At 63.2% G+C, this 23,660-nt stretch carries 23 protein-coding genes and 1 pseudogene; 20 read left to right on the forward strand and 4 right to left on the reverse strand.

The annotated features are described in order from the left end of the window. Positions 1–148 precede the first annotated feature (148 nt). From CXR03_RS02565 to katG, 9 genes are all read left to right on the forward strand, one after another. Positions 149–625, forward strand: a complete 477-nt coding sequence (locus CXR03_RS02565; protein WP_207347831.1) for an MSMEG_3727 family PQQ-associated protein — start codon at positions 149–151, stop codon at positions 623–625. 15 nt (positions 626–640) lie between these two features. Next, positions 641–2,326 carry a PQQ-dependent dehydrogenase, methanol/ethanol family gene (locus tag CXR03_RS02570; RefSeq protein WP_104052916.1) on the forward strand — a complete coding sequence of 562 codons (1,686 nt, stop codon included), beginning with the start codon at positions 641–643 and terminating at the stop codon, positions 2,324–2,326. A 58-nt stretch (positions 2,327–2,384) separates the two neighbouring features. Continuing rightward, positions 2,385–2,480: a pyrroloquinoline quinone precursor peptide PqqA gene (gene pqqA / locus CXR03_RS02575; RefSeq protein ID WP_104052918.1), complete on the forward strand. Its 96-nt coding sequence runs from the start codon at positions 2,385–2,387 to the stop codon at positions 2,478–2,480. Between the two features lie 74 nt (positions 2,481–2,554). After that, positions 2,555–3,448: a pyrroloquinoline quinone biosynthesis protein PqqB gene (pqqB, locus tag CXR03_RS02580; RefSeq protein ID WP_104101724.1), complete on the forward strand. Its 894-nt coding sequence runs from the start codon at positions 2,555–2,557 to the stop codon at positions 3,446–3,448. Positions 3,449–3,457: 9 nt separating this feature from the next. Further along, positions 3,458–4,150, forward strand: a complete 693-nt coding sequence (gene pqqC / locus CXR03_RS02585; protein WP_181034471.1) for a pyrroloquinoline-quinone synthase PqqC — start codon at positions 3,458–3,460, stop codon at positions 4,148–4,150. After that, positions 4,137–4,415, forward strand: coding sequence for a pyrroloquinoline quinone biosynthesis peptide chaperone PqqD (pqqD, locus tag CXR03_RS02590; protein WP_104101727.1), 279 nt, complete (start codon positions 4,137–4,139; stop codon positions 4,413–4,415). The genes pqqC and pqqD overlap by 14 nt, the downstream gene beginning before the upstream one ends. Then, positions 4,408–5,583, forward strand: a complete 1,176-nt coding sequence (gene pqqE, locus CXR03_RS02595) for a pyrroloquinoline quinone biosynthesis protein PqqE (protein ID WP_104101729.1) — start codon at positions 4,408–4,410, stop codon at positions 5,581–5,583. Before pqqD ends, pqqE begins: the two co-directional genes overlap by 8 nt. Before the next feature lie 486 nt (positions 5,584–6,069). Next, positions 6,070–6,165 carry a pyrroloquinoline quinone precursor peptide PqqA gene (gene pqqA, locus CXR03_RS02605; protein WP_104052918.1) on the forward strand — a complete coding sequence of 32 codons (96 nt, stop codon included), beginning with the start codon at positions 6,070–6,072 and terminating at the stop codon, positions 6,163–6,165. Positions 6,166–6,226: 61 nt separating this feature from the next. Next, positions 6,227–8,467, forward strand: coding sequence for a catalase/peroxidase HPI (gene katG, locus CXR03_RS02610; RefSeq protein ID WP_104101732.1), 2,241 nt, complete (start codon positions 6,227–6,229; stop codon positions 8,465–8,467). A gap of 65 nt (positions 8,468–8,532) precedes the next feature. Here the strand turns inward: katG and CXR03_RS02615 are convergent, their stop codons facing one another. After that, a complete protein-coding gene (locus tag CXR03_RS02615; protein ID WP_104052933.1) occupies positions 8,533–8,931 on the reverse strand; it encodes a heme-binding protein in 399 nt (132 codons plus the stop codon). A 213-nt stretch (positions 8,932–9,144) separates the two neighbouring features. Between CXR03_RS02615 and CXR03_RS02620 the strand changes: the two genes are divergently transcribed. From CXR03_RS02620 to CXR03_RS02630, 3 genes are all read left to right on the forward strand, one after another. Then, positions 9,145–9,759: a Chromate resistance protein ChrB gene (locus CXR03_RS02620; RefSeq protein WP_258073526.1), complete on the forward strand. Its 615-nt coding sequence runs from the start codon at positions 9,145–9,147 to the stop codon at positions 9,757–9,759. Further along, positions 9,756–10,973 (forward strand): MFS transporter, encoded by a 1,218-nt coding sequence (locus CXR03_RS02625; RefSeq protein ID WP_104101733.1) that lies wholly within the window; start codon positions 9,756–9,758, stop codon positions 10,971–10,973. The genes CXR03_RS02620 and CXR03_RS02625 overlap by 4 nt, the downstream gene beginning before the upstream one ends. 199 nt (positions 10,974–11,172) lie before the next feature. Next, the gene (locus tag CXR03_RS02630) at positions 11,173–12,519 is read left to right on the forward strand and encodes a DNA-binding protein (RefSeq protein ID WP_181034472.1); all 1,347 of its coding nucleotides are present in this window, start codon (positions 11,173–11,175) and stop codon (positions 12,517–12,519) included. Positions 12,520–12,544: 25 nt separating this feature from the next. On the opposite strand, the gene CXR03_RS02635 is transcribed toward CXR03_RS02630, so the two are convergent. Further along, positions 12,545–13,624 carry a sodium:calcium antiporter gene (locus CXR03_RS02635; RefSeq protein WP_219816189.1) on the reverse strand — a complete coding sequence of 360 codons (1,080 nt, stop codon included), beginning with the start codon at positions 13,622–13,624 and terminating at the stop codon, positions 12,545–12,547. 228 nt (positions 13,625–13,852) lie between these two features. Then, positions 13,853–15,157 (reverse strand): LuxR C-terminal-related transcriptional regulator, encoded by a 1,305-nt coding sequence (locus CXR03_RS02640; protein ID WP_104101737.1) that lies wholly within the window; start codon positions 15,155–15,157, stop codon positions 13,853–13,855. A 161-nt stretch (positions 15,158–15,318) separates the two neighbouring features. Here CXR03_RS02640 and tkt point away from each other — a divergent pair. From tkt to CXR03_RS02680, 8 genes and pseudogenes are all read left to right on the forward strand, one after another. After that, positions 15,319–17,569, forward strand: a pseudogene (gene tkt, locus CXR03_RS02645) (transketolase). After that, positions 17,547–18,689: a transaldolase gene (gene tal, locus CXR03_RS02650; protein WP_104101738.1), complete on the forward strand. Its 1,143-nt coding sequence runs from the start codon at positions 17,547–17,549 to the stop codon at positions 18,687–18,689. The pseudogene tkt and the gene tal overlap by 23 nt, the downstream one beginning before the upstream one ends. Further along, on the forward strand, positions 18,671–19,354 hold the full coding sequence (gene rpe, locus CXR03_RS02655; RefSeq protein WP_104101739.1) for a ribulose-phosphate 3-epimerase: 684 nt from the start codon (positions 18,671–18,673) through the stop codon (positions 19,352–19,354). The genes tal and rpe overlap by 19 nt, the downstream gene beginning before the upstream one ends. A gap of 97 nt (positions 19,355–19,451) precedes the next feature. Continuing rightward, on the forward strand, positions 19,452–20,075 hold the full coding sequence (hxlB, locus tag CXR03_RS02660) for a 6-phospho-3-hexuloisomerase (RefSeq protein WP_104101740.1): 624 nt from the start codon (positions 19,452–19,454) through the stop codon (positions 20,073–20,075). Positions 20,076–20,130: 55 nt separating this feature from the next. After that, positions 20,131–20,754 carry a 3-hexulose-6-phosphate synthase gene (hxlA, locus tag CXR03_RS02665; RefSeq protein WP_104101741.1) on the forward strand — a complete coding sequence of 208 codons (624 nt, stop codon included), beginning with the start codon at positions 20,131–20,133 and terminating at the stop codon, positions 20,752–20,754. A 157-nt stretch (positions 20,755–20,911) separates the two neighbouring features. Next, positions 20,912–21,532, forward strand: coding sequence for a putative glycolipid-binding domain-containing protein (locus CXR03_RS02670; RefSeq protein ID WP_258073462.1), 621 nt, complete (start codon positions 20,912–20,914; stop codon positions 21,530–21,532). A gap of 94 nt (positions 21,533–21,626) precedes the next feature. Continuing rightward, positions 21,627–22,052, forward strand: coding sequence for a hypothetical protein (locus CXR03_RS02675; protein WP_104101744.1), 426 nt, complete (start codon positions 21,627–21,629; stop codon positions 22,050–22,052). A 23-nt stretch (positions 22,053–22,075) separates the two neighbouring features. Beyond that, entirely contained in the window at positions 22,076–22,567 is a 492-nt protein-coding gene (locus CXR03_RS02680) for an HIT family protein (protein WP_104101746.1), read from the forward strand. A gap of 63 nt (positions 22,568–22,630) precedes the next feature. Here the strand turns inward: CXR03_RS02680 and CXR03_RS02685 are convergent, their stop codons facing one another. Next, positions 22,631–23,611 (reverse strand): lantibiotic dehydratase C-terminal domain-containing protein, encoded by a 981-nt coding sequence (locus tag CXR03_RS02685; protein WP_104101747.1) that lies wholly within the window; start codon positions 23,609–23,611, stop codon positions 22,631–22,633. Positions 23,612–23,660 lie beyond the last annotated feature (49 nt).

Below are 23,660 nucleotides of genomic sequence, written 5' to 3' on the forward strand. Positions count from 1 at the left end.
GTAGTCCGGGGATCGGGCGGTTGTCCCTCGTTGTCCGGGTTTGGCGGGCATACGGTTACTCCCAACTGGCTCGTCTGAGCGAGTGCACTCTGAACATGCCTGCACTGCCGGAGTTCAGATGTGTCTTTTCACGAGGAGGTGAAGTCCTGTGGAGATTACTGAAGAAAACATCACCGAAGAACGATCCGCGATGTTATCCAGGCTCGGTCTGGACGTACAGAACAAAGGAACCATGGGCCGGATTTTGGCCACCGGTTCCATCGCTGAGGCAACCGAACGCCCGGACGGCACGATGGAAGCCACCATTCGGATCAACGAAGACGAGATCTGCTGGGAACCGGCAATTCTGGTGCTTCCGCACGGCGGCGAACTTGACCTGACGGTCATCAACGATGACACAAACACGCATTCGTGCCTGCTGCCCAGCAACGGTGACCAGAAGTTTCTGTGGCTGGTGAACCATTCCAGGGGCCGGGCAACCCTGACCCTGGATGGGCCGGGCTACTACTGGTACAGCTCACCAGGAGGAAACGATGAGGGCCGCGGCCTGACCGCCGCCATCGTGGTGCGGGGCGAAGTGCCCCCGGAAGCCCGCCTCGACCGTCCCGACCAGCCCCGACCATAGGAAGGAACTGAACCAATGACTATTGAGTATTTGGACGCCGGTGAGGCAATCAGCCACGGTGCCCTCAGCGCCGTACCCGGTGTTGCACCGGCGGTTACGGACAACATTGACTACGAGCGTTTGCTGAGATCACGTGCGGAGTCGCATAACTGGATCACTTACTACGGCGCCTATGACGGGCAGCGGTACAGCCTGCTGGACCAGATCAATACGGAGACCGTAAAGCAGCTCACCCCGGCGTGGATCTTCCAGGCCGGGCAGTCGGGACAGATTGCCGGCGCCTCGACCTACGCTTTCGAGACCTGCCCGCTGATCGTGGACGGCGTCATGTACGTCACCGGATGGGACGGCTGGTTCTGGTGTCTGGATGCGGTGACGGGCAAGGAACTCTGGCGCTACAAGCATGCGGTGCCCTATGACGTTTCGCTGTGCTGCGGCAACGTCAACCGGGGTTGCGCAGTGGCAAACGGAAAAGTGTACTTCGTGACCCCGAACGCCCAGCTGGTGGCATTGGATGCTGCCAACGGCCAGAAGGTGTGGCAGAAGACCATTGGTGACGTGCGTGCCGGTGAAAGCGCATCGCTGGCTCCGACGGTCATTAAGGACCTGCTCATCACCGGAAGCGCCGGCGGCGAGTTTGGCGTGCGCGGCCATATCGATGCGTGGGATCTGGAAACCGGCGAGCAGCGCTGGCGCACCTACACCGTGCCCAAGCCCGGCGAGCCGGGTTCGGAAACCTGGCCCGCTGACGGTGAGGCCTGGCAGCGCGGCGGGGCAAACCACTGGGTTACCGGAACGTATGACCCGGAGACGAACCTGTACTACGCGGGCACCGGAAACCCTGCCCCCGATTTCGACGGCGAGGTCCGCGAGGGAGACAACCTTTACACCGACAGCGTCGTTGCACTGGACGTCGACTCAGGTCAGATCAAGTGGCACTACCAGTTCACTCCGCACGATCTGTGGGATTACGACTCCACGATGGAAATGACCCTGTTCGAGCGCGACGGCAAGAAGCTGCTCGGGCATTTCGACAAGAACGGTTACTTCTTCGTCCTGGACCGTACCAACGGTGAACTGCAGAACGTCACCCCCTTCGTGGACCGCATCGACTGGGGTGTCATTACCCCGGACGGAAAGGTCACGCCCCGGAAGTACCCGGACAAAGAGGGTGTGCCCGTTCACTTCTACCCCGGCCCGGCAGGCGCGAAGGAATGGACCCACGCGGCATACAGCCCGAAGACCGAGATGTTCTACGTGCCGGTCGCCGACGTGGGTGCCACCGCAACCCGGCGTCGCCGGGAGTTCAAGGAAAGCATGCCGTACTGGGGTGCCGGCGTGGCCGTGGACATCGACGACATGGCCGGTTCGGTCAGCGCGTTCGACACCCACGGCGAGGAAAAGTGGCGCTGGCGCATCGACTACCCCATGGCCGCCTCGGTTCTGGCCACCGCAGGGGACCTGGTCTTCGCAGGCACCCCGACCGGTGAGTTCGTCGCTCTGGATGCCCGGACCGGTGAGAAGTTGTGGGAATTCCAGTGCGGCAGCGGCCACCACGGCAGCTCCTCGACCTACAAAGTCGACGGCAAGCAGTACGTCGTTGTCCCCGTCGGTTGGGGTGGATGGCTTGAAGGCATCATCCCCGGAATGCTCGGCGCCGGCCACGGCAGCGCGTTGATCGCGTTCGCCCTGCCCGACTGATCCCCACCCAATCAAGGACTGATCCCTGCCCATCAAGAAACAGAAAGGAAAAACAAACATGACCGCCAATAACGATCTGCAGAAGTGGGAAGCGCCCACCCTCGCGGAAATCCGCGTGTCGGCCGAGGTCACCGCCTACGTCGCCACGAAGTAATGCACATCAGGCGGGCCGCCGGGCGACACGGTCCGGCGGCCCGCCTGCCACCAGCGAAAAGGATGCCATCAACGATGTGGGCACGAGTACTCGGATCAGCCGCCGGCGGAGGATTCCCGCAATGGAACTGCGCCTGTCCCCGATGCCGGGCAGTACGAGACGGCTCACGGCCCTGCGTCCCGCGCAGCCAATCGTCCATTGCGGTAAGCGCCGGCCGGCAACAATGGTTCCTGGTTAACGCCTCGCCCGATATCCAGTTCCAAATAGAAGCCTTCGGGGCCCTGCACCCCGCAGACGGCAGTGTGACCCGGATGCAGTCCGTCCTGCTCACCGACGCCGAGCTTGACCACACACTCGGCCTGCTCCTGATGCGGGAAGGCCGCGGGCTCGAGATACACGCAACCGAGTCGGTGTATGAGACTCTCACGACCGGCACCGGGATACTGCGGACGCTCGAAGGTTACTGTCCCGTCACCTGGCGACCGGTGATGCCCGGCACCGAGATGATGCTGGGCGAAGGACTGTCCTACCGCGCCTTCGATGTCCCCACGACCAAACGGATGCGGTTCCCCGGGGCCGCGGAGAAAGGTCGGGTGGTGGGCTACCGCATCACCGATACCGCCAGTCAGCGAAGCCTGGTCTATCTCCCCGGCGTGCAGCGGATCACACCGGACGTCCTTGAGGAGCTGGCGGGCTCCTCCGCACTGCTGGTTGACGGCACCTGCTGGCGCGATGATGAGATGCCCGGCCTCGGCCTTGCCAGCAAGACGTCGCGCGACATGGGACACATGCCCATAGACGGACCGGACGGCAGTCTCGAGCTGCTTGCACCCCTGCCCGTCGACCGCAAGATCTACATCCACATCAACAACACCAATCCCATCTTGATCGACGACTCCCCCGAACGCCTGTCCCTGGACAGGCGTGGCCTTGAGGTCGCCGTAGACGGCTTGGAACTGGAAATCTAAGGAGCAATGATGACGGCAGTACTCACCCCCGATGAACTCGAGGAAACGCTCCGCTCACACGCCAAGCAGTACCACAGCGAGCATCCGTTCCACCGTCGGATGAACGATGGCCAGTCCAGCCGTGAGGAGATCCGGGGGTGGGTGGCCAACCGCTTCTATTACCAGGTCAACATTCCCCGGAAGGACGGGGCGATCCTCAGCAGTTGCCCGGACAGTGATGTCCGGCGCCGCTGGGTCCAGCGGATCATCGACCACGACGGCGTCACTGAAGGAACCGGGGGAATCGAGTCATGGCTTCGTTTGAGTGAGGCAGTCGGCCTGACCCGCGAGGAAGTGGAGGATTCGCGGCATCTGCTCCCGGGCGTGCGGTTTGCCGTGGATGCCTACGTCACCTTCACCCGCACCCGGCCCTGGGTGGAGGCGGTGGCATCCTCCCTCACCGAGTTGTTCGCACCCGATCTGATGGCCGAGCGGATCGCGGCATTCGAACGCGACTACACCTGGATAGCGCCGGAGGGCCTGGCCTACTTCCAGTCCCGCCTTACCCAGGCCCCCCGCGATTCACAACACGGTCTTGAGATCGTCAGGAAGCACTGCACCACACCGGAAACGCAGGCAGCGGCGGTGGCGGCGCTGTCCTTCAAATGCGATGTGCTCTGGAGCATGCTGGACGCAATGGAACAGGCCTATGGAAATCGCTGACCTGAATGCCCGGCCGCGGTTGGCGCCGCACGTACGGATGGTTTTCAATGCCGCACGCGGGGAACACGCGTTATTGTCACCGGAATTGATTTGGGTCATCAACGCCACCGGAGCCGCCATCGTCGAGTTATGCGACGCCAAACGGACTATCGCGGAAATCGCCGTCGAATTGCGCGGCCAGTTCGACCAAGTCGTTGAAGGCGACGTTCAACGCTTCGTGGCCGACCTCGTCACCAAGCACGGCATGGAGGTAGACCATGGATAACCCTTACGGACTGCTCGCAGAACTCACGTACTCCTGCCCGCTGCAGTGTTCCTACTGCTCCAACCCCCTTCAGCTCGATGATTATCGTGACGAGCTGAGTACCGAGGAGTGGAAAAGAGTATTCACCGAGGCCGCCGGCCTGGGCGTGCTCCAGCTGCATCTTTCGGGCGGTGAACCGCTCCAGCGCCGCGACATCGTCGATTTGGTGCAGCATGCCAACCAGCTGGGCCTGTACACAAACCTGATTACCAGTGGGCTCGGGCTGTCCACGCTTCGTGCCGAGCAACTCCGCAAGGCGGGCCTCGACCACGTGCAGCTCAGCATCCAGGCCGATGACCAAGCCCTGTCCGATCAGATAGCAGTGACTACCTCGTTCGAACGCAAGCAGGTAGCCGCAGGGCTCATCAAGTCACTGGGCTGGCCGCTCACCCTGAATGTTGTGTTGCACCGGCAGAACATCGACAGGATCGGGGGCATCCTCGATATGGCGGAGGCGATGCAAGCCGACCGGGTGGAACTGGCGAACACGCAGTATGCCGGCTGGGCAGGACCCAACCAGGCCGAGCTGCTGCCCACCAGGAACCAGTTGGAGGGTGCGGAGGCGGTGGTGCGGGCGGCCCGGGAGCGGATCGGGGATCGGATGGAGATCATCTACGTCATGCCCGACTACTACAGCATGTTTCCCAAGCCCTGCATGGACGGCTGGGCCAGCCGGCAATTTACCGTGGTGCCCAACGGCGAGGCGCTGCCATGCCCGGCAGCCCATGAGGTGGCCCGGGGCCTCGGCCTTCCCCCTGCCACAGTGCGCGAGCACTCACTCCAATGGATCTGGAATGAGGCACCGCTCTTTCAGCAGTACCGCGGGACCGATTGGATGCCGGATCCGTGCCGAAGCTGTGACCGGAAGGAAATCGACTTCGGCGGCTGCCGCTGCCAGGCCTTTGCGCTCACCGGTGAGGCTGCCCGGACTGACCCCGTCTGCCATTTGTCTCCCGATCACGGAATTGTCGAGGCGGCAGTGGAGGCAGCCAACGACCCGCTGCGGCCGCACAACGGACCGTTGATTCCCCGCGCGAAGGTGAGCCGCTCCAAACGCGCTGCCACAGTGACGCAGGAAAGGCCGGCGCGAACTTCGCTGTCCCTGTCCCCCACCAGATTGAAGGATTAGTAATGGGACATCTGGAGATACGCTGCGTCGACCCGGACGGGGCGCGGTTCTGATGCCGGACACCGACGTCAGCGGCCGGAGAAACGACAGCAAGCGTCCGCCGTGCTACCAGTGCGGCGAGGCCTACACGGCGGAGGACGCGGACCGGCACCTGGAACCGGTCAATTGTACCCCGTGTCCGCGCTGCAAGATGATGCCCGCGTGCTACACGTGCCGAAATATGTACTGCAACTGTGAAGTGCACCAGCTCTGAAAACCCCGCAGGGCCATGCGTCTTGGTGTGATGCGGATTCGGAATAAGTGGTCTGTTCAGTCCACTGAACGGCGTGCTCCCGGGATCGGGCGGTTGCCCCTCGTTCTCAGCCTTGAGCGGGGCTACCGTGTCCAGTGGGAGACCAATGACGAAACCATGGCCGCAAACGGAACAGCGGAACCGCCCGGCCCCTTTGATTCCTGCCCATCAATAAGGAGAAAGGAAACCAGAATATGACTGCTAACAACGATCTGCAGAAGTGGGAAGCCCCCACCCTCGCGGAAATCCGCGTGTCGGCCGAGGTAACCGCCTACGTCGCCACCAAGTAAGTGACACAGGTGTTCCGCCGGGCCGCATGGCCCGGCGGAACACCTGCCAAAAGGAGCAACCATGTCGGGGAACCCGGACGCCTACGTTCACCGAACCTACGATCAGACCGTGAAAGCTCGACGGTCGGGCACACGCCGGGGACTGCCGGTGGCGGAAAGCGGAAATCCGCAGGACGGCTCAACCCGGACGCTTGATTTGACGTCCCTGGCTCGACCCAGCCGTGCCGCCAATCCGTTGGACAAGGACTTCGACTATGCCACGGAATTCCTCTCCCTGAACCTCGACGATCTGGCACGCGATGTGGACGAGGTGCTGACGACGTCGCAGGACTGGTGGCCCGCCGACTTTGGGCACTATGGACCGCTTGTGCTGCGGATGGCCTGGCACAGCGCCGGCACCTACCGTGTTGGCGACGGACGGGGAGGCGCCGGTGCCGGGATGCAGCGTTTCGCCCCCTTGAACGGCTGGCCGGATAACCGCAACCTGGACAAGGCGCGGCGCCTCCTGTGGCCGGTCAAGAAGAAATACGGAAACAAGATCTCCTGGGCCGACCTGATGATTTTCGCAGGGAATCGTGCACTGGAGACGATGGGTTTCAAGACGTTCGGGTTTGGCGGGGGCCGTGAGGATGCATGGTCTGCCGACGAGACCTACTGGGGTCCGGAGTCACGGTGGCTCACCGACGAGCGGCACAGTGGCATCCGGGATCTGGACGAGCCCCTGGCTGCCAGCGAGATGGGACTGATCTACGTCGATCCGCAGGGACCTGCCACGGTGCCCGACCCTAAAGCCTCAGCCCGCGACATCCGTCAAACGTATGCCCGCATGGGGTTGAACGACGAGGAGACCGTCGCCCTGAACGCGGGCGGGCACACCTTCGGCAAGAGCCACGGAGTGGCCGATCCTGCCATCTATCTCGGAAAGCAACCCGATGCCGCACCGCTCGAGCAGCATGGCCTGGGCTGGGCCAACCACTTTGGAACCGGCAAGGGTGCCGATACCATCAGCAGCGGGCTTGAAGGGATCTGGACAGCCACCCCCATCACATGGGACAACAGCTTCCTGGAGACATTATTTGCCTATGAATGGGAAGTAGCACTCAGCCCCGCCGGGCTATGGCAGTGGATCCCCAAGGATGGCGGCGGTGCCGGCACCGTACCGGACGCCCATGACCCTTCCAAGACCCATGTTCCCACCATGCTCACCACGGACCTCGCGTTGCAGGCGGATCCGGCCTACGAAGCGATAGCGCGGCGATTCCTCGAGAATCCGGACCAGTTGGCTGATGCCTTCGCCCGGGCATGGTTCAAACTTACTCATATCGACATGGGGCCAACTCAGCGCTATCTGGGGTCAGGGGTTCCATCCGAACCCCTGATCTGGCAGGACCCGGTACCGGACGTGGACCATGACCTCGTGAGTGCCGGCGATATCACTGAGCTAAAGAGCCGGCTGCTCGAGTCAGGGCTGACGGTAGGCCAACTTGTTTCAACCGCATGGGCTTCGGCCTCAACGTTCCGGGACAGCGACAAGCGCGGTGGAGCGAATGGCGCCCGCATCAGTCTCGAACCGCAGCGGAGCTGGGCTGTCAACGAGCCCGGCGCCCTGGCAGTGGTACTGGACGTACTTGGGAAAATCCGCGATCAGTTCAATGCTTCCCAACGCGGAGGCACGCAAATTTCCCTCGCCGACCTGATCGTGCTTGGAGGGTGCGCGGCAGTGGAACGTGCTGCGGCCGGAGCTGGTCATACCATCGAGGTCCCGTTCCAGCCCGGACGCACTGATGCGACACAGGAGTGGACCGATCCTGAACGATTCGCCGTGCTCGAGCCTGCCGCCGACGCCTTCCGCAGTTACCTCGGCGACAGCAACGGGACGCCGGCCGAGGTGCTCCTCATCGAGCGTGCAGGCCAGCTGACGCTTAGCGCCCCGGAAATGGCAGTGCTGCTCGGCGGTCTGCACGTGATCGGGGCCAACTATGGCGGTTCCCGCCTCGGTGTGCTCAGCTCAACGCCGGGCCTGCTGACTAACGACTTCTTCGTCAACATCCTTGATATGGACACTGTGTGGGCTCCGGTGGCGGACGATGCCTCGCCTGAGATCACATACGAGGGCCGCGACCGCCACACGGGTGAACCCAAGTGGGCCGCAAGCCGCGTCGACCTCTTCTTTGCCAACAACTCCGAACTGCGTGCACTCTCGGAGGTCTACGCCAGCCAAGACGCGGAAGAGAAATTTCTACGCGATTTCGTGTCCGCGTGGCACAAGGTCATGAATCTGGACCGGTTCGGCCGGTGGTGATTTCGCAGCCTCCGTTCCGCCCTGCCCGCTGACGCAGGCAGGGCGGAACGGCGCAGGTGCCGGTGTCAGAGGGCTTTGACGCCTGCTTCTGCAACGTCCTGGTCCTGGTTGCCGGAACCGCCGCTGACGCCGATGGCGCCAACCACTTCGCCGTCACGGATGAGCGGGATGCCGCCGGCAAAGATCATGATCCGGCCGTTGTTGCTGGCGGCGATGCCGTAGAACTGCTGGTTGGGCTGGGAGTTCTCGGCCAGGTCCTTGGTCTGGATATCAAAGGCCCGGGAAGTGAAGGCCTTGTTGATGGAGATGTCGATGCCGCCAAGCCAGGCACCGTCCATCCGGACATGAGAGATGACGTTGCCACCGACGTCGACGACTGCGATGTTCATCGGCTGGCCTATCTCGGTGGCTTTGGCCTCGGCGGCGCTAATGATGTTACGGGCGTCCTCAAGAGTCAGTGCCATAACGTTCTCCTCGATCTAGTGGGCAGCAGACGTCGTCGTTAATGCCAGCCCATTGAGTTGGAAATTCATGCCGCCGTCCGGGCGGCACTGCTTGGCAGGGTACGGCTTTGACGGTTGGTGTGCCTGCGTAATTGCCGGATTATTTATGCGTTCCCAAACATCCCGGCTTCCTCATTTCCTTGTGATGTAACAGGGGTTACACTTCGAAATGTGATGCAACATATCGACTGGGTCCTGATCCTGCCGCAGCTTCCTTCCGAACCCTCCCGGCACCGGGTCGCCGTATGGCGCCAGCTGCGCAAGGCGGGCGCCGTGCCGGTCTCCCCCGGCGCTTGGGCACTCCCTGCCGGACCGGCGTTCCAATCGGAACTGGACCGCGCCGGAGAACTGTGCCGCAAGGGCGGCGGGACTTTGGCCGTTGTTGATGCAACGCCGCGGGACGAGGCCTCGGCCGCGATGATCCGGAATGCTTTCACTGCGGTACGCATCGATGAATGGGCTGAGTTCACTGCTGACTGCGGCAAGTTCGAGGTAAAAATTGCCCGGGAAATCCAGAAGCGGAAGTTCACGTTCGCTGAGCTGGAGGAGGAAGAGCAAAGCCTGGATCGGCTGCGGCGCTGGTACCGGGACCTGAAAAGGCGGGACATACTGGAGCTGCCTGAGGCGAAGGCCGCCGACGTACGGCTGCGTGCCTGTGCAGCCGCCTTGGAGGACTACGCAGAGCAGGTATATCAGGCCGTTCATGGTGCATCCGGAGACGGCGGCCGCCGCCTGGCCGAGCCGACACTGTTGGAGGCTCCGCAGGAACAGGCCGGTTCCCGCTCATGAACGCCCGGCAGAGGCGCAGCAAAGCCGCCGGGGCAACTCCTCCGGCGGTCCCGAAGCCCTCTGCCCGCATCCTGGCGCCCCTTTACGCCGCTGGATTCACCACGGCTTTCGGAGCCCACAGCATAGCTGCCGGGCTCGGTGCCGAAAGCGGCGGCATAGGAATGGGGATGCTCACCCTCGGTGTGCTCCTTGCCATTTACGACGTCGCCGAAGTGGTCATCAAGCCCGTCTTCGGTTACCTGAGCGACAGGATCGGCGCCAAGCCGATCATTGTGGCCGGGTTGTTCGGTTTTGCCCTCGCCTCTCTGTTGGGTACGACGTCGGCCACCCCCCTCATGCTTGGGCTTGCCCGGCTGGGGCAGGGCGTAGCCGCAGCGGCCTTTTCCCCGGCGTCGTCAGCGGCTGTTGCCCGATTTGCCGGGACGGCCGCGGCGGGCAGCTACTTCGGCAAGTATGGTTCGTGGAAGGGCCTGGGCTACGTGCTTGGCCCCCTGCTGGGCGCCGTGCTTATCTGGGCCGGGGGCTTCCGCGCCCTGTTCCTGTCAATGGCCATCGCCTCGGCCGCGGCCGCTGTATGGGTTTGGATCGCCATGCCGGCACTGCAGGTTCTCGCCCGCCCGCGCTACACCGTAACCGAACTGGTGCGCCAAAGCACCCGGCGTTCCTTCCTGGTGCCCACGCTGGCACTGGCAAGCACTACGGGAGCTCTTGGCGCCTCCGTAGGCTTCCTGCCGCTGCTGGGCAACAACCTGCACTTGAACCTCTTCGCGAGCATAGCCGTGGTGTCCCTCCTCGCCTTGTCTTCGGCCCTGATCCAGCCGCTGGTGGGCCGATTGTCGGATCAGGGCCGCATCACAGCCCCTGCCGGCATGGGTCTGGGCCTGGCCATGATCGCAGCTGGAGTTACGCTCCTTGCCCTGCTGCCGGCGCCGGTAACGCTGTACCTGGCCGCGGTGGTCATTGGCTGCGGCATTGGCATTACTACGCCACTTGGATTCGCGTACCTTGCCGTCACCACTCCCGAAGAACGGATGGGCCGCACCATGGGCGCCGCGGAAATCGGCAGGGAAGTGGGAGAAATCGGCGGACCACTGATCGTAGGAGCAGTCGCAACGGCTGCGAGCGTGGCAGCGGGTCTTGGAATGCTGGGACTGATCGTGGCCGGCACATCCGTGCTGTGTCTTGCTTTCCTGCGCAACCGTTCCCAACGATGAATGCTGAATCCGATGTTTTGGAAACCCCACATATTTTGGCCATATTCCGTTGCCAGAACCGTTGCCGCACCATAGAGTCCGTTACCAATTGGACAGTCCGTGACCACGTACAATCCGATGAGCAACCCCAAAGGGGTGATTTCCGATTTTAGCTGAGCAACGGCGCCAGCAGACGCTCCCCCAATCCGCCAAGGATGAGGTGAGAGGCGCATGGGAACGGTTCGTGCAGGGCGACGACGACGTCTATGGCGTGCGGCCGGAAGTCGCCATTTCCTGGCAGCGGTCCCGGGATCGCTACCGGGTCGATCCTTTTCTGTCCGAGGTGCCCAACGCTGTCTCGCAGGTGGCCCACCCGCCCAATCAGGACGCTGTCTTTGCGGAGCTGGGGTTCTGCGCCGCAGCAATGGCAAACGAGGTGGCCAGTGCCGGGGGCATTGTGACCATTGCGGACGCCTATGGGAGGGTGCTGTCCGCCTGGGGCGATAAAAGCACCCGTTCGATTGCTACCGCGGGTGGACTCGCGCCGTGGCACTGCTGGTCCGAGGGTGCAGTAGGCACGAACAGCATGGGCACCGCACTCGAAACTCACCACGCGGTAATGATCAATCAGTCGGAACACTGGCTGCAGGCCTTCCACGACTGGTCCTGCGGGGCCATCGCGGTACGGGACGTAGTGAGCGGGGACCCCCTCGCCGTTCTGAACATTTCATGCTGGCGCAGTGACCTGCCGCTATCCACCCGCAAATGGCTGGAGAACTCCGCCGCCCACACTCAGAACACCCTGCGCACCCGTGCGCGGGACAGCGGAAGCGAGTTGGTCGCCGCTTACGTCCAAGCCAGGGGGCGGACAAGCGGGCCGCTGGTTGCCGTTGATCCCGCCGGCGGGGTGGTAATTGCTGACGACAGAGCGAGCGTCTTTCTCGGCGTACCCGGAAATGTCCCTGCAATTGACCCCGTGACGCGCTGGGCACCGCAGCTTCCGGCCTTCATCCACGCTGCAGGTTATGCGACGAAAAGGGCCAGCTCAGACCCTGGATGGACCGGGTCCACGAAGATCTTCACCGCTCTCTCCGACGAACCGCTGTCGATCGGATTTCACCCCGTCTTCCTTCACAAGTCTCTGATCGGGCATTTGATCTCGTTTGGTGCATCTTCAGGCGAGGAGTTCCCGCAGACGAAAAAGGGCAGCACGTCCCTAGGGCAATCCCGTCGGATAGTCGCGCTGCGCGGAGAGAACAGAGTGGTTCTGCTGGCACCGTCAGAGGTCACAATGGCCGGTTCGGAAGGCAGCGACGTGTGGCTGCTCACGGATGAAGGCAAACTCCCGGCAGCTCAATCCGGCTTGGAAAAACTCGACCATGACCTGGCTGATACCGGTAATTTCCTGAGGGTACACCGTCAGTATCTGGTCAACCTCAGCCGGATCCGGGAGGTGGAACGCCGGGAAAAAGGGGAACTTGTTCTGATTATGGACGATGCAGAGAACACCCGCGTTCCGGTCTCCCGGCGTAACACCGGCGCGGTGCGCCGCGCACTGAGCATTTGAGCCCCCTGAGCGCGCGGCAACCGGCTCAGTCCATCTCTACCGGTATCTCCCCGAACCCGAAGAAGGTGACCATCCAATAGACGGCGTAGAGACCCAGGAGGACAAAGCCGTGCCATCTGCGCAGGTGGCCTGTCCACAGGAAATATGTCGCCAGCCAGGTCATCAGCGTCAGTGCCGGCAGGTGCCAGGTGAGCACCGAAGCGTCGATAATCACGCTGCCGAACAGCAGAAGCACGCCGAGTTTCGCCGTCACGGAGAAAACGGCGCTGCCGATCACGTTGGCAATGCCGATCTCCGGAGCGCCCTTCATTACCGGCCTGACCGTCAGGTAAAGGTCTTCGAGAGTGAGCACCAGAGTGGCGATAGTAGCTCCGAAAACCGTTGCTTCCATGCCAAAGTCTTCCAGGATTCCTTCGGTTCCCTCGGCAACTAGATAGGCGCCCAGGATCAGCACGACGAGCGCGACGGCGGCCAGCGCCAGTGCAGGCCAGCCAGTGCGCCGATTTGCCTCCGGAAACGGCATTTCCTTGCCGAAGAACTTGTTGGTCCGGCCAGTTGATGCTCCACCCTCGCCGCCGGTCAAGGTCAGCGTGTCGACGCTGGAACGGGCTCCGGTGCCGGTAGTGCGGGCGAGCTCATAAGCCTCAAACATCTCCGCATCGCGGAAGACCGGCCGGTTGGCCTTGGATTCCCGGCCGACAACGTAAACGAGGAATGCCAGGAAGAGGCCCAGCAGAATGACTCCGTGGATAACAGTCATTGGGCCCGTTAGGAGGAAGGGGATGAGGACGAGCGGCGTGAGTGCAAAAATGCTGAGGTAATCCCGCGGGATGCTAACCCGCGTCGGTGCCACAATCGCCGCGATGGCGAGGACCAGGCCGCTGTACCCCACCGTGGTTCCAAACACGATGCCGACAGCAACCCCGTCCATTTCTTCTAGGTTGAAAACAACTCCAAGGGCTACATCGTCGAACTCAATCCCGGTGAAGATTATGGCGAGCAAAAAGATCGAGGCGGTCAGGCCCCTCGCTGCGCCGACCAGGTGAGTGACGAGTTTGTCGGCAGCGTAGATTAATATCGCGGCCCCAAGAACGAACGTGATCATTGAAACCATATGCCTCTGACCAGCCCTTCCGATATGTGAGTACAGATGGACGCTCTGCCCTGCAGAGCAGGCAGGCCCTCGCTCGTCCGAGCCAGTTGAGAGGTAACCGTATGCTGGCCCGGGCAAGACAGCCAGAGACAACCGCCGAACCCCCGCACCCTGCCGCTCACCTGCCCTAACATGCCGTTCAGCGTCAAAACCGGACTGTTACCGGGGTTATCACACAGGTCAGAGTCCGTTGCTGTGTGCCAGGGCGATGGCTTCGGTGCGGGAGCCGACGTCGAGCTTTTTGAAGAGGTTCCGCACGTGGAACTTGACCGTGTTCTCGCTGATGCCCAGCGTTGAGGCGATGGTGCGGTTGCGGTGCCCGGCGACAAGCAGCTCAAGGACTTCCAGTTCCCGGGCGGCCAGGTTCCAGCCGGCCGCATCCCGGGCGGGACGGGTGGTCAGGTCCAGTGGAAGCGAGACGAAGACATCGGCACCCCACCCCGGCATGACTTCCATCCGCAACTGTCCGGTCAGCGCTTTTACCCGGCGTTCCAGACCCCTGACACTGGCTGAGTCGGCGGTCAGCACGCCGCCGCCGTCGTCGCGCACGTTGATCAGCAGGTTTTCACCGTCGCAGTCCCAGCGCGTGCGGATTCTGCTGATGTCGGTTTGCTCCATCATGGTCAGCACAAGTCCGCGGACAATGGCCCGTGCTGCGTGCGCGACCTCGCCGGGGAGCGCCCGCCCGTTAAGGGGAGGCTCGATGAACTGGATCTCAATACCGCTGAAGCGGGTGAGCGGCCGCAGCTCCTCCCGCAGGCGTTCAAAAGCCCTGGCTACGGGTTCTTCCACCGCCGTGGTGGTGCGGTCGCTGAGGGCGCGGATGCTGATCAACGCCTTGCCGGCGAGGTCAGTGACTGTTGAACGGGCCGCGGCGTCGTTCAACGATGCAGAACGCAGGGCTGCCAGAAGGGTTTCCAGGGTTGTGGAGTGCATATCGGTGAGTTCTGCGGTTACGCGCAGGCGTTCAGCCGAGGCTGCGCGCGACTCCAGCAGGTACGACGGCGGCGCGTCGGCGATCTTTTCCTGAATCCGCCGGGCGGCGATACGCCACAGATACTTGACCACATCCAGCTCGGCACCGTAGCTGCCGGCGCCTGGATGGGGATCGGTGACCACGAGCATCGCATGGCTGGAGACGTGTTCCAGGGCCAGCACGGGCAGAATGCGGCCCGCGATCTCAGCCTCTGTGAAAACGGGATCCTCACCTGAAAGCGCTGGGCGAAGCTTTTCGAGCTCGGCGATGGAAACCCGGGAGATGATCGATTCCTCGCCGGATTTCTTCTGCGGCCGTCCGGTGCAGTCCTCAGTAAAGATGACCAGCGCACTGCTTTTTAGGTAGGGAAGCATAGCGTCTCGGAGCCGTTCCGCTATGTCGGTCAAAGGAGCATCCGCCAAGGACGCGACTGCGCGCAGAAACAGCCACGGAAGGCTCGACAGGGACTCGGATTCTTCGTCCCGGGGCAGGCTGGTGACAGCACTCATGCGGTGAGTGTACGGGAGCGAAGCGTGTTGACAACCCTTAAGGGTAGTGAGAACCGTTCAAAAACAGTGTTACCCCTACCCGTAAGTTTCTCGATCATGAGTATCAGCCAAGGCATGTGGTGCCGCTGCAGGCCCGGTGACCGAATCAAGGGAGATACATCGTGAATCCGACAGCAAATGCAACGCTCACTGAGGAACCGGCAACACTGATCTGGACTGAACTCGATCAGCGGGCCGTGGACACGGCTCGTGTGCTGGCCGCTGACGCGGTGGAGAAAGCGGGCAACGGTCATCCGGGCACAGCGATGAGTCTGGCGCCGGCCGCCTACCTCCTGTTCCAAAAACTGATGCGGCATGACCCGTCGGATCCGGAGTGGACAGGGCGTGACCGTTTCGTGCTCTCCCCCGGCCACACGTCGCTGACCCTGTACATCCAGCTGTTCCTCTCGGGCTACGGCCTGGAGCTCAACGATCTGCAGGCCCTGCGGGCCTGGGGCTCGCTAACCCCGGGGCATCCCGAGTACCGGCACACCAAGGGCGTGGAGATCACCACGGGTCCGCTGGGCCAGGGGCTGGCCACAGCGGTGGGCTTCGCCTACGGGCAGCGCCGCCAGCGCGGGATGTTCGACGCCGGTGCTGCGCAGGGTGCGAGCCCCTTTGATCACATGATTTGGGTCATCGCCTCTGACGGCGATCTCCAGGAAGGCGTGACGGCGGAAGCTTCCTCCTTGGCCGGGCACCAGGAGCTTGGGAATCTAGTGGTGCTCTACGACGAGAACCACATCTCCATTGAGGATGACACGAACATCTCCTTCACCGAGGACGTCCTGAAGCGCTACGAGGCGTACGGCTGGCACACGCAGCGTGTCGACTGGACCAGGACGGGCGAATACATCGAAGACGTTGCCGAGCTGCACTCCGCGCTTTTGGCTGCCAAGGCAGAGACTTCCAAGCCGTCCATCATCTCGCTGCGCACCATCATCGGCTATCCGTCGCCGAAGAAGCAGAACACGGGCAAGATCCATGGATCCGCGCTCGGAAAGGACGAAGTTGCGGCGCTGAAGGAAGCCCTGGGCTTTGACCCGGAGAAGTCCTTCGAGGTCGCCCCCGGACGTCCTGGCGCACGCCCGCGGTGTGCTCCGGCGGGGCGAGGAAGCGCACAGCACCTGGCAGAAGAGCTTCGATGCGTGGCAGGCATCGCATGTCAGGGAGGCTGCCGCGCTTGAACGCCTCCAGGCCCGCACCCTGCCTGCGGGCTGGGACGCTGCCCTCCCGGTGTTCGAAGCGGGAAAGGACATGTCCACGCGGGCCGCCTCCGGCAAGGTCCTGAACGCCCTCGGCCCCGTGCTCCCCGAACTCTGGGGCGGCAGCGCCGACCTCGCTGAATCGAACAACACCACCATCGAGGGCGCCGCGTCCTTCATTCCGGCGTCCCGTTCCACCGGCGTCTGGAAGGGAAACCCGTACGGGCGGGTCCTGCACTTCGGCATTCGCGAGCATGCCGCCGCCGCGATCGTCAACGGCATCGTCATGCACAGCAGCACGCGCGCCTTCTCGGGAACCTTCCTGATCTTCAGCGACTACCAGAAGCCCGCCGTCCGCCTCGGCGCCCTCATGGGTGTTCCGGCGATCTACGTCTGGTCACACGACTCAATCGGTCTGGGAGAGGACGGTCCCACGCATCAGCCCGTGGAGCAGCTCGCCTCCCTGCGCAGCATTCCCGGGCTCGACGTCGTTCGCCCGGCGGATGCGAACGAGGTCGCCGTCGCCTGGCGCACCATTCTGGAGAACACGCAGAACCCGGCCGGCATCGTGCTCACCCGCCAGAATGTCCCTGTGTTCCAGCGCGGCGCAGGTGCGGCCCGGGGCGAGACATTTGGGGCGGCGGCGGGGGCGGCGAAGGGTGGTTACATCCTTGCAGAAGCGAAGAACGGGCTTCCCGACGTCATCCTGATCGGCACAGGCTCCGAGGTCCAGCTCGCCGTGGAAGCACGTGAGGGTCTCGAAGCGGAGGGAATCTCCACCCGCGTCGTGTCCATGCCGTGCCTGGAATGGTTCAACGCACAGGATTCGTCCTACCGCGACGCAGTCCTGCCGCGCACCGTGCGCGCCCGGGTTTCCGTCGAGGCAGGCGTCTCGCAGGGCTGGCACGGAGTCGTTGGTGATGCCGGACGCAGTGTCGCCCTTGAGCACTTCGGAGCCTCCGCCGACTATCAAACGCTTTACCGCGAGTTCGGTCTTACCGCAGACGCCGTCGCCGCGGCGGCGAGGGACTCCCTGGCAGCCGTGGCCGCCGACCCCCTGGCGCCCAACGGCACGCCGGCCATGCCGTCCGGCCACCGGGGCACCGAGACCGGCGACCAGCAGAAAAACGGAAAAGGAGCACACCATGACCTCATCACCCACAGCTGACCTCTCGGCCGCCGGCGTCTCAATCTGGCTCGATGACCTCTCCCGGGAGCGCATCAATTCGGGCGCCTTCAAGCATCTCATCGAGGAGCGCAACGTCGTCGGCGTTACGACCAACCCCAGCATTTTTGCCGCAGCGCTGAAGAAGGGCGAGTCCTATGCCTCGCAAATCGGCGCTCTCGCACAAGCAGGAGCCAGCGTCGGCCAGGCCGTTTTCGACATCACTACGCACGATGTTGCCCAGGCCTGCGACATTTTTGCCGAAGCCGCCAAGCGCACCAACGGAGCCGATGGCCGCGTCTCCATCGAGGTTGACCCGGGGCTGTCACGTGACACCGCGGGAACGGTTGCCGAGGCCAAGCGGCTGCACGCGAAGGTGCAGCGCACCAATGTCCTGATCAAGATCCCGGCTACCCGCGAGGGCCTGCCTGCCATCTCCTCGACACTTGCCGAGGGCATCAGCGTCAACGTCACGCTGATCTTCTCCCTGGAACGCTACCGTGACGTCGTTGACGCCTTCATGCTTGGTCTCGAACAGGCGAAGGAGAACGGCCACGACCTGTCGCAGATTCACTCAGTGGCCTCGTTCTTTGTCTCCCGCGTGGACACCGAAATCGATGCACGCCTCGAGGCCGTCGGAACTGACGAGGCGAAGGCACTCAAGGGGCAGGCCGGCGTCGCCAATGCCTGTTTGGCCTACCGGATCTTCCAGGAGCAGTTCGCCACCGAGCGCTGGCAGGCCTTGGAGGCGGCCGGCGCCCATGCCCAGCGTCCCCTCTGGGCTTCAACCGGAGTGAAAGACCCGAACCTGCCGGACACGCTCTACGTCGCGGGCCTTGTCGCTCCCCATGTCGTCAACACGATGCCGGAGAAGACACTCGAGGCCGTGGCGGACCACGGTGTCGTGAGGTTCGACACCATCACCGGATCCTACGGGCAGTCCGAAAAAATCCTCAACGGCCTCGCGGCCGTCGGCATCTCCTACGACGAGGTAGTTCAGCAGCTCGAGACCGAGGGTCTCGACAAATTCGTCGCCAGCTGGGCGGAACTGCTGGCCGACGTCGAAGCTGCCCTCACACACGCCGCTCCCGAAAGGCAGGCACCATGCCCCGTTTCCCGCTGAAATGCTGCATCAACCCAAGCATCCTCTCGGCCGACTTCGCGAACCTGGAGTCCGAGCTCGCGCTCATAAGCAATGCCGACGCCGTCCACGTGGATGTCATGGACAACCACTTTGTTCCGAACCTGACCATCGGCCTGCCCGTGGTGGAGCGGCTGCAAAAGATCAGTCCCGTACCGTTGGATGCCCACCTGATGATCTCCAACGCAGACCGCTGGGCACCGCAATATGCCGACGCCGGTTTAAACTCGGTGACTTTCCATGTCGAAGCATCGGACGCCCCCATCAAACTCGCCCGTGAACTGCGTGCCAGAGGCACCAAAGCGGGCATGGCCCTGCGCCCGGCCACTGCGGTGGAACCGTATCTGGACATGCTGCCGGAACTGGACCTGCTGTTGATCATGACGGTGGAACCGGGCTTTGGGGGCCAAGCGTTCCTGGATGTCGTGCTGCCCAAGATTCGCCGTGCCCGGGCGGCTGTAGAGGGTTCCGGAGTGGACGTCGCCATCCAGGTGGACGGTGGTATCACGGAAGAAACAATCACCCGGGCTGCGGAAGCCGGAGCCAACGTCTTCGTGGCCGGTTCTGCCGTTTACGGCAGGCCGTCGCCGGCGGAAGCCATCGAGTCACTGCGGGCGAACGGCCAGCGCGCACTGACCCATCCTTAAGGGTAGTCAAAACCGTTCAAAAACAGTGTTACCCCTGCCCGGAGTGCTCACCATCATGGATATCAGCCACAAGCGGCCGCAACGCCGTTACAGGTCGATGACTGCTTTGAAAGGACAAACAGTGAATCCGACAACAGATGCACCGGCTATTGCGCCCGCCACTGAGAGTGACGTGCTCCGCAATATCTCCCTCGTCAGGGACGAAATCACCAACACTGCAGCCAAACTGGATGCCCGCGCCCTGGCCGGCCTCGCGGCTCATCTCAGCCAGGGCGGACGGGTGTTCGTTGCCGGGGCGGGCCGAAGCGGCCTGGTTCTCCGGATGGCTGCCATGAGGCTGATGCATCTGGGACTGACGGTTCATATCGCCGGTGACACCACTACTCCGGCTATCACATCCGGCGACCTGCTCCTGGTAGCTTCCGGGTCCGGAACCACATCGGGGGTGGTCAAGTCGGCGGAAACCGCGGCGAAGGCCGGAGCGCGGATTGCAGCATTCACGACCAACCCGGATTCACCGCTGGCCGGGCTCGCCGACGCCCTGGTCATTATTCCCGCCGCACAAAAAACTGATCACGGCTCGAGCGTCAGCCGCCAGTACTCCGGTTCGCTGTTTGAACAGGTCCTCTTTCTCGCCACTGAAGCCATCTTCCAGTCCCTGTGGGACAACACCGATGAACCCGCCGAGGACCTCTGGCTCCGGCACGCCAACCTCGAGTAACCACAACGTCCGCCGTCACAGCCCAACGTAGTCCCCTACAGAAAGAAGCAGCATCGTGAAACTTCAAGTAGCCATGGACCTCCTCACCACCAAGGACGCCCTCGAACTGGCAGGCCGGGTGGCCGAGTACGTCGACATCATCGAACTCGGCACTCCCCTGATCAAGGCCGCGGGGCTTTCCGTTGTCACAGCCGTCAAGGAAGCCCATCCGGACAAGCTTGTCTTCGCAGACATGAAGACCATGGACGCCGGCGAGCTCGAAGCCGACATCGCCTTCAAAGCCGGTGCAGACCTGATGACCGTGCTTGGTGTCGCCGATGATTCCACCATCGCCGGCGCCGTCAAGGCAGCCAAGGCGCACAACAAGGGCGTCGTGGTCGACCTCATCGGAGTTGCGGACAAGGTCACCCGAGCCAAAGAGGTCCGTGCGCTCGGTGCGGAGTTCGTTGAGATGCACGCGGGCCTGGATGAGCAGGCCCAGCCCGGTTTCGATCTGCAGGGGCTCCTCACCGCAGGCACCGAAGCCCGCGTTCCGTTCTCCGTTGCCGGCGGGGTGAAGGTGAGCACCATTGGAGCGGTTCAGCAGGCCGGAGCCGACGTAGCGGTAGCCGGCGGCGCCATCTATGGTGCAGCCGATCCGGCCCTGGCCGCCAAGGAACTGCGCGGGGCCATCGCCTAGCTCCCGAAGGGCGCCCCCGTCGAGTGTCCGGGACACTCGACGGGGCGCCAACCAGCGCAACTGCATGGGCCCGCCGCTCCTTCCGCACAGCAAGCACCAAAACCTCCCGTTGCCGCCTACCGCCCGGTAACCATAATGTGGGGGGATGGAAAACTGCGTGCAACCCGCCCGAACTCTCCGCTGGCAGGGCCTGGAAGACACCGCACGCCATGACACCGCAGCCGTATCGTTCCGGGACCGGGAACTGGCTGCCGGCGGCACCTCGGTCGCCGAGGAGTACACCGCCTCGTGGACCCTTTCCACTTCTCCGGGCTGGGTAACCACCCGCTTCTGCATCCGGGTCGAAGCACCTAGCTGGTCGCGTTCCCTGGAGCTCACGCGCTCCCCCGAAGGAAAATGGACTGCCGACACGCAGGTATCGGGGAACTCCGGGCTGCCTGCTCCCGGCATCGAGGACGCCGGCGCGCTGGACAACGCCCAGGACGTTGACCTTGACCTGTGTCCTCTGACCAACACCATGCCCATCCTCCGCCTGGACCTGCTGAACGCCTCAGCTCCTGCGGATGACACCAAACTCACCATGGCCCGGGTGGAAATGCCAAGCTTGCGGGTGCTCCCCAGCGATCAGGTTTATTCCCAGGTTTCGGCCTACGGCGAGGACCGGGGTTACGGTGTGGTCCTCTTCAGTTCCACTTCCCGCGGGTTCACCGCCGAGCTGACCGTGGATTCTGACGGTGTGGTCATCGACTATCCCGGCCTGGCCCGCCGCCTGCCCTGACCCCGCCTTCCCTGGCCCCGGCTTCCGAGTGCACCGGGCTGCCTCCGCCCGCGGCTAGGATTGAAGTACACCATCCGCAATTTTGGAGACCCCATTGAGTCAAATGTTCCTGGACAAATTCAAAGCCCTGGTCCCCAAGTACCTTGAGGACGACTGGCGCGAAGAAGAAGACGGCATCCCCGCTGAAATCCTCAACGAGATGCTCGACGCCCATGACTTCACCATCCCCCTGGTGCTCCGGGAGTTCTACCTTGCCCTGGGCAACAGCGAAGACCTCATGGAGGCGTACCACTTCTTCTGGGATCCGGACGAGCTGGAAATCGAAGACGGCTACCTGCTCTTCCTCGAAGACGAGGACGAGAAGTTTGTCTGGGGCTTCCGCGTGGACCAGCTCGATGTGCCGGACCCGATCGTGTGGCGGCGGAACAACGCCCGCGGCGACTGGCAGAGCGAAGAGGGCACCTTCAGCGAATACGTCTTTGACATGTTCGAGTGGGTCTTCGAGGAAGATCCCAACTAACCTTTCCCGGAAGGAGCCTGCGAATGCAGCAGCCCGGCACCGTTGATGAGGTGTGGCCCAGCCACGCGCCGGAAAACTATCAGTGCCCGTTCTGCGACATGGCGTCCGGGGACTTCGCGTTCCCGGACAACCTCTGCGAGCCCGGGGACCTGGTGTATTCCGATGAGCTGGTACTGGCGTTCATCGCCTCACACGGCTTCGATCCGGAGCCGGGCCACGTCCTGGTGACGCCCCGGGAACATTTTGAGCTGCTGTATGAACTGCCCGACGACGTCGCAGCCCGCCTCATGATTGTCACCCGGGACATGGCGGTGGCCATCAAGAGGGCGTGGCATCCCGACGGCGTCACCACCCGGCAGCACAACGAGCCCGCCGGCAGTCAGCACGTCTGGCACTACCACCAGCATGTGCTCCCCCGCTGGAACAATGACGGGCTCTATTTCACGCCCAAGCGCCCGATTGTGGATCCCGCGGTGCGGGCCCGCAAGGCCGCCGAACTTCGCGCCGTCCTATAGGGCGTCCTATAGGCGGACCGAACCGGCTTTGATGCTGCGCCGCGAGGATTTCCAGCCCCGGCCCTACGGCCGTGACCGGTCAGTCTTGGGTTCACGGTCCTGGCTCCAGGCATGGGAGTAAAGGCCAAGCGCGGCTTCCTCCGGTGGAGTAATGCCAAAGCGGTTGAGTAACCTTCGGCTCTGATAAATGGTCAGGAACTCCGCGCTGCGGCTGATGCGGGCCTTATCCGCCTGGTACAGGTAAGAATCCACAGCGCGACTCCAGCGCTTACGGCAGTTGTCGACGGACGGCTCGGAAGCGATGGCAGACATGATATTGAGTGTCTGAACGGCCTGCGTTGCCGTCCGCAATGTCAGGGCCTGGCGTGCGCGTTCTGCCTGGGGCCCAAAAGAGTCCGTGCAGCTGCGCAGATGCCTCGTCCAGTAGTAGTCCCAGCTAAGCGCCCGGCGATCCGGCCACAATGCCGAACGGGGTCCGCGCATCAGGGCATAAGCCGTGTCGTGGAGAAGCAGGGCCGCAAGCGCCGAGCGGGTGCCGGCGGCCTCAAAACGGCCCAGCCCCCAGGCCGCGAGGTCCGAGGAGAGTTCCGCCACTTCGCAGGTGAGCGCAATACCCTTGATACCTCCGAAGGAAGCCATGACTGCCTCGACGTGCGGCGTGGCTGGCCCGCCCTGGGGTGGCGGGTATTCGCCGCGGTGTTTCAGATCCAGCTCCCCCAGCTGGGGCGAGCACTGGAGCGCGAGAGCCTGTGCAAAGCCCTTCAGGCGGCCCGCGATCTCGCCTCGGACCAAAAAATGCACCTGCACGCTCGGTTCCCTGGCATCCAGATGCCGTGTGTAGAAACTCCGCTCGGCCCCCCACAATCTGGCTTGAGCAATCAGTGGCGTGGCCACGTGCCTCACCGCGGCGTCACACACCTCCGGACGCGCTGGCTGCACCGTCAGCACCCACCAGCCCGTCACATCAGCCTTCTGCGGCAAGGACCTGGCCGGCACCGCCCCGACCTGCTGCACTTCACGGCGCGTGGCCACAACTTGGCTCATGGTCCCTCCCCCTGGAATGTACTACGACGTAGTGCTTCACAGCGTTGCA

This window comes from Arthrobacter sp. 08Y14, from assembly GCF_002929455.1.
In the GTDB taxonomy this organism is placed as follows: domain Bacteria; phylum Actinomycetota; class Actinomycetes; order Actinomycetales; family Micrococcaceae; genus Arthrobacter_B; species Arthrobacter_B sunyaminii.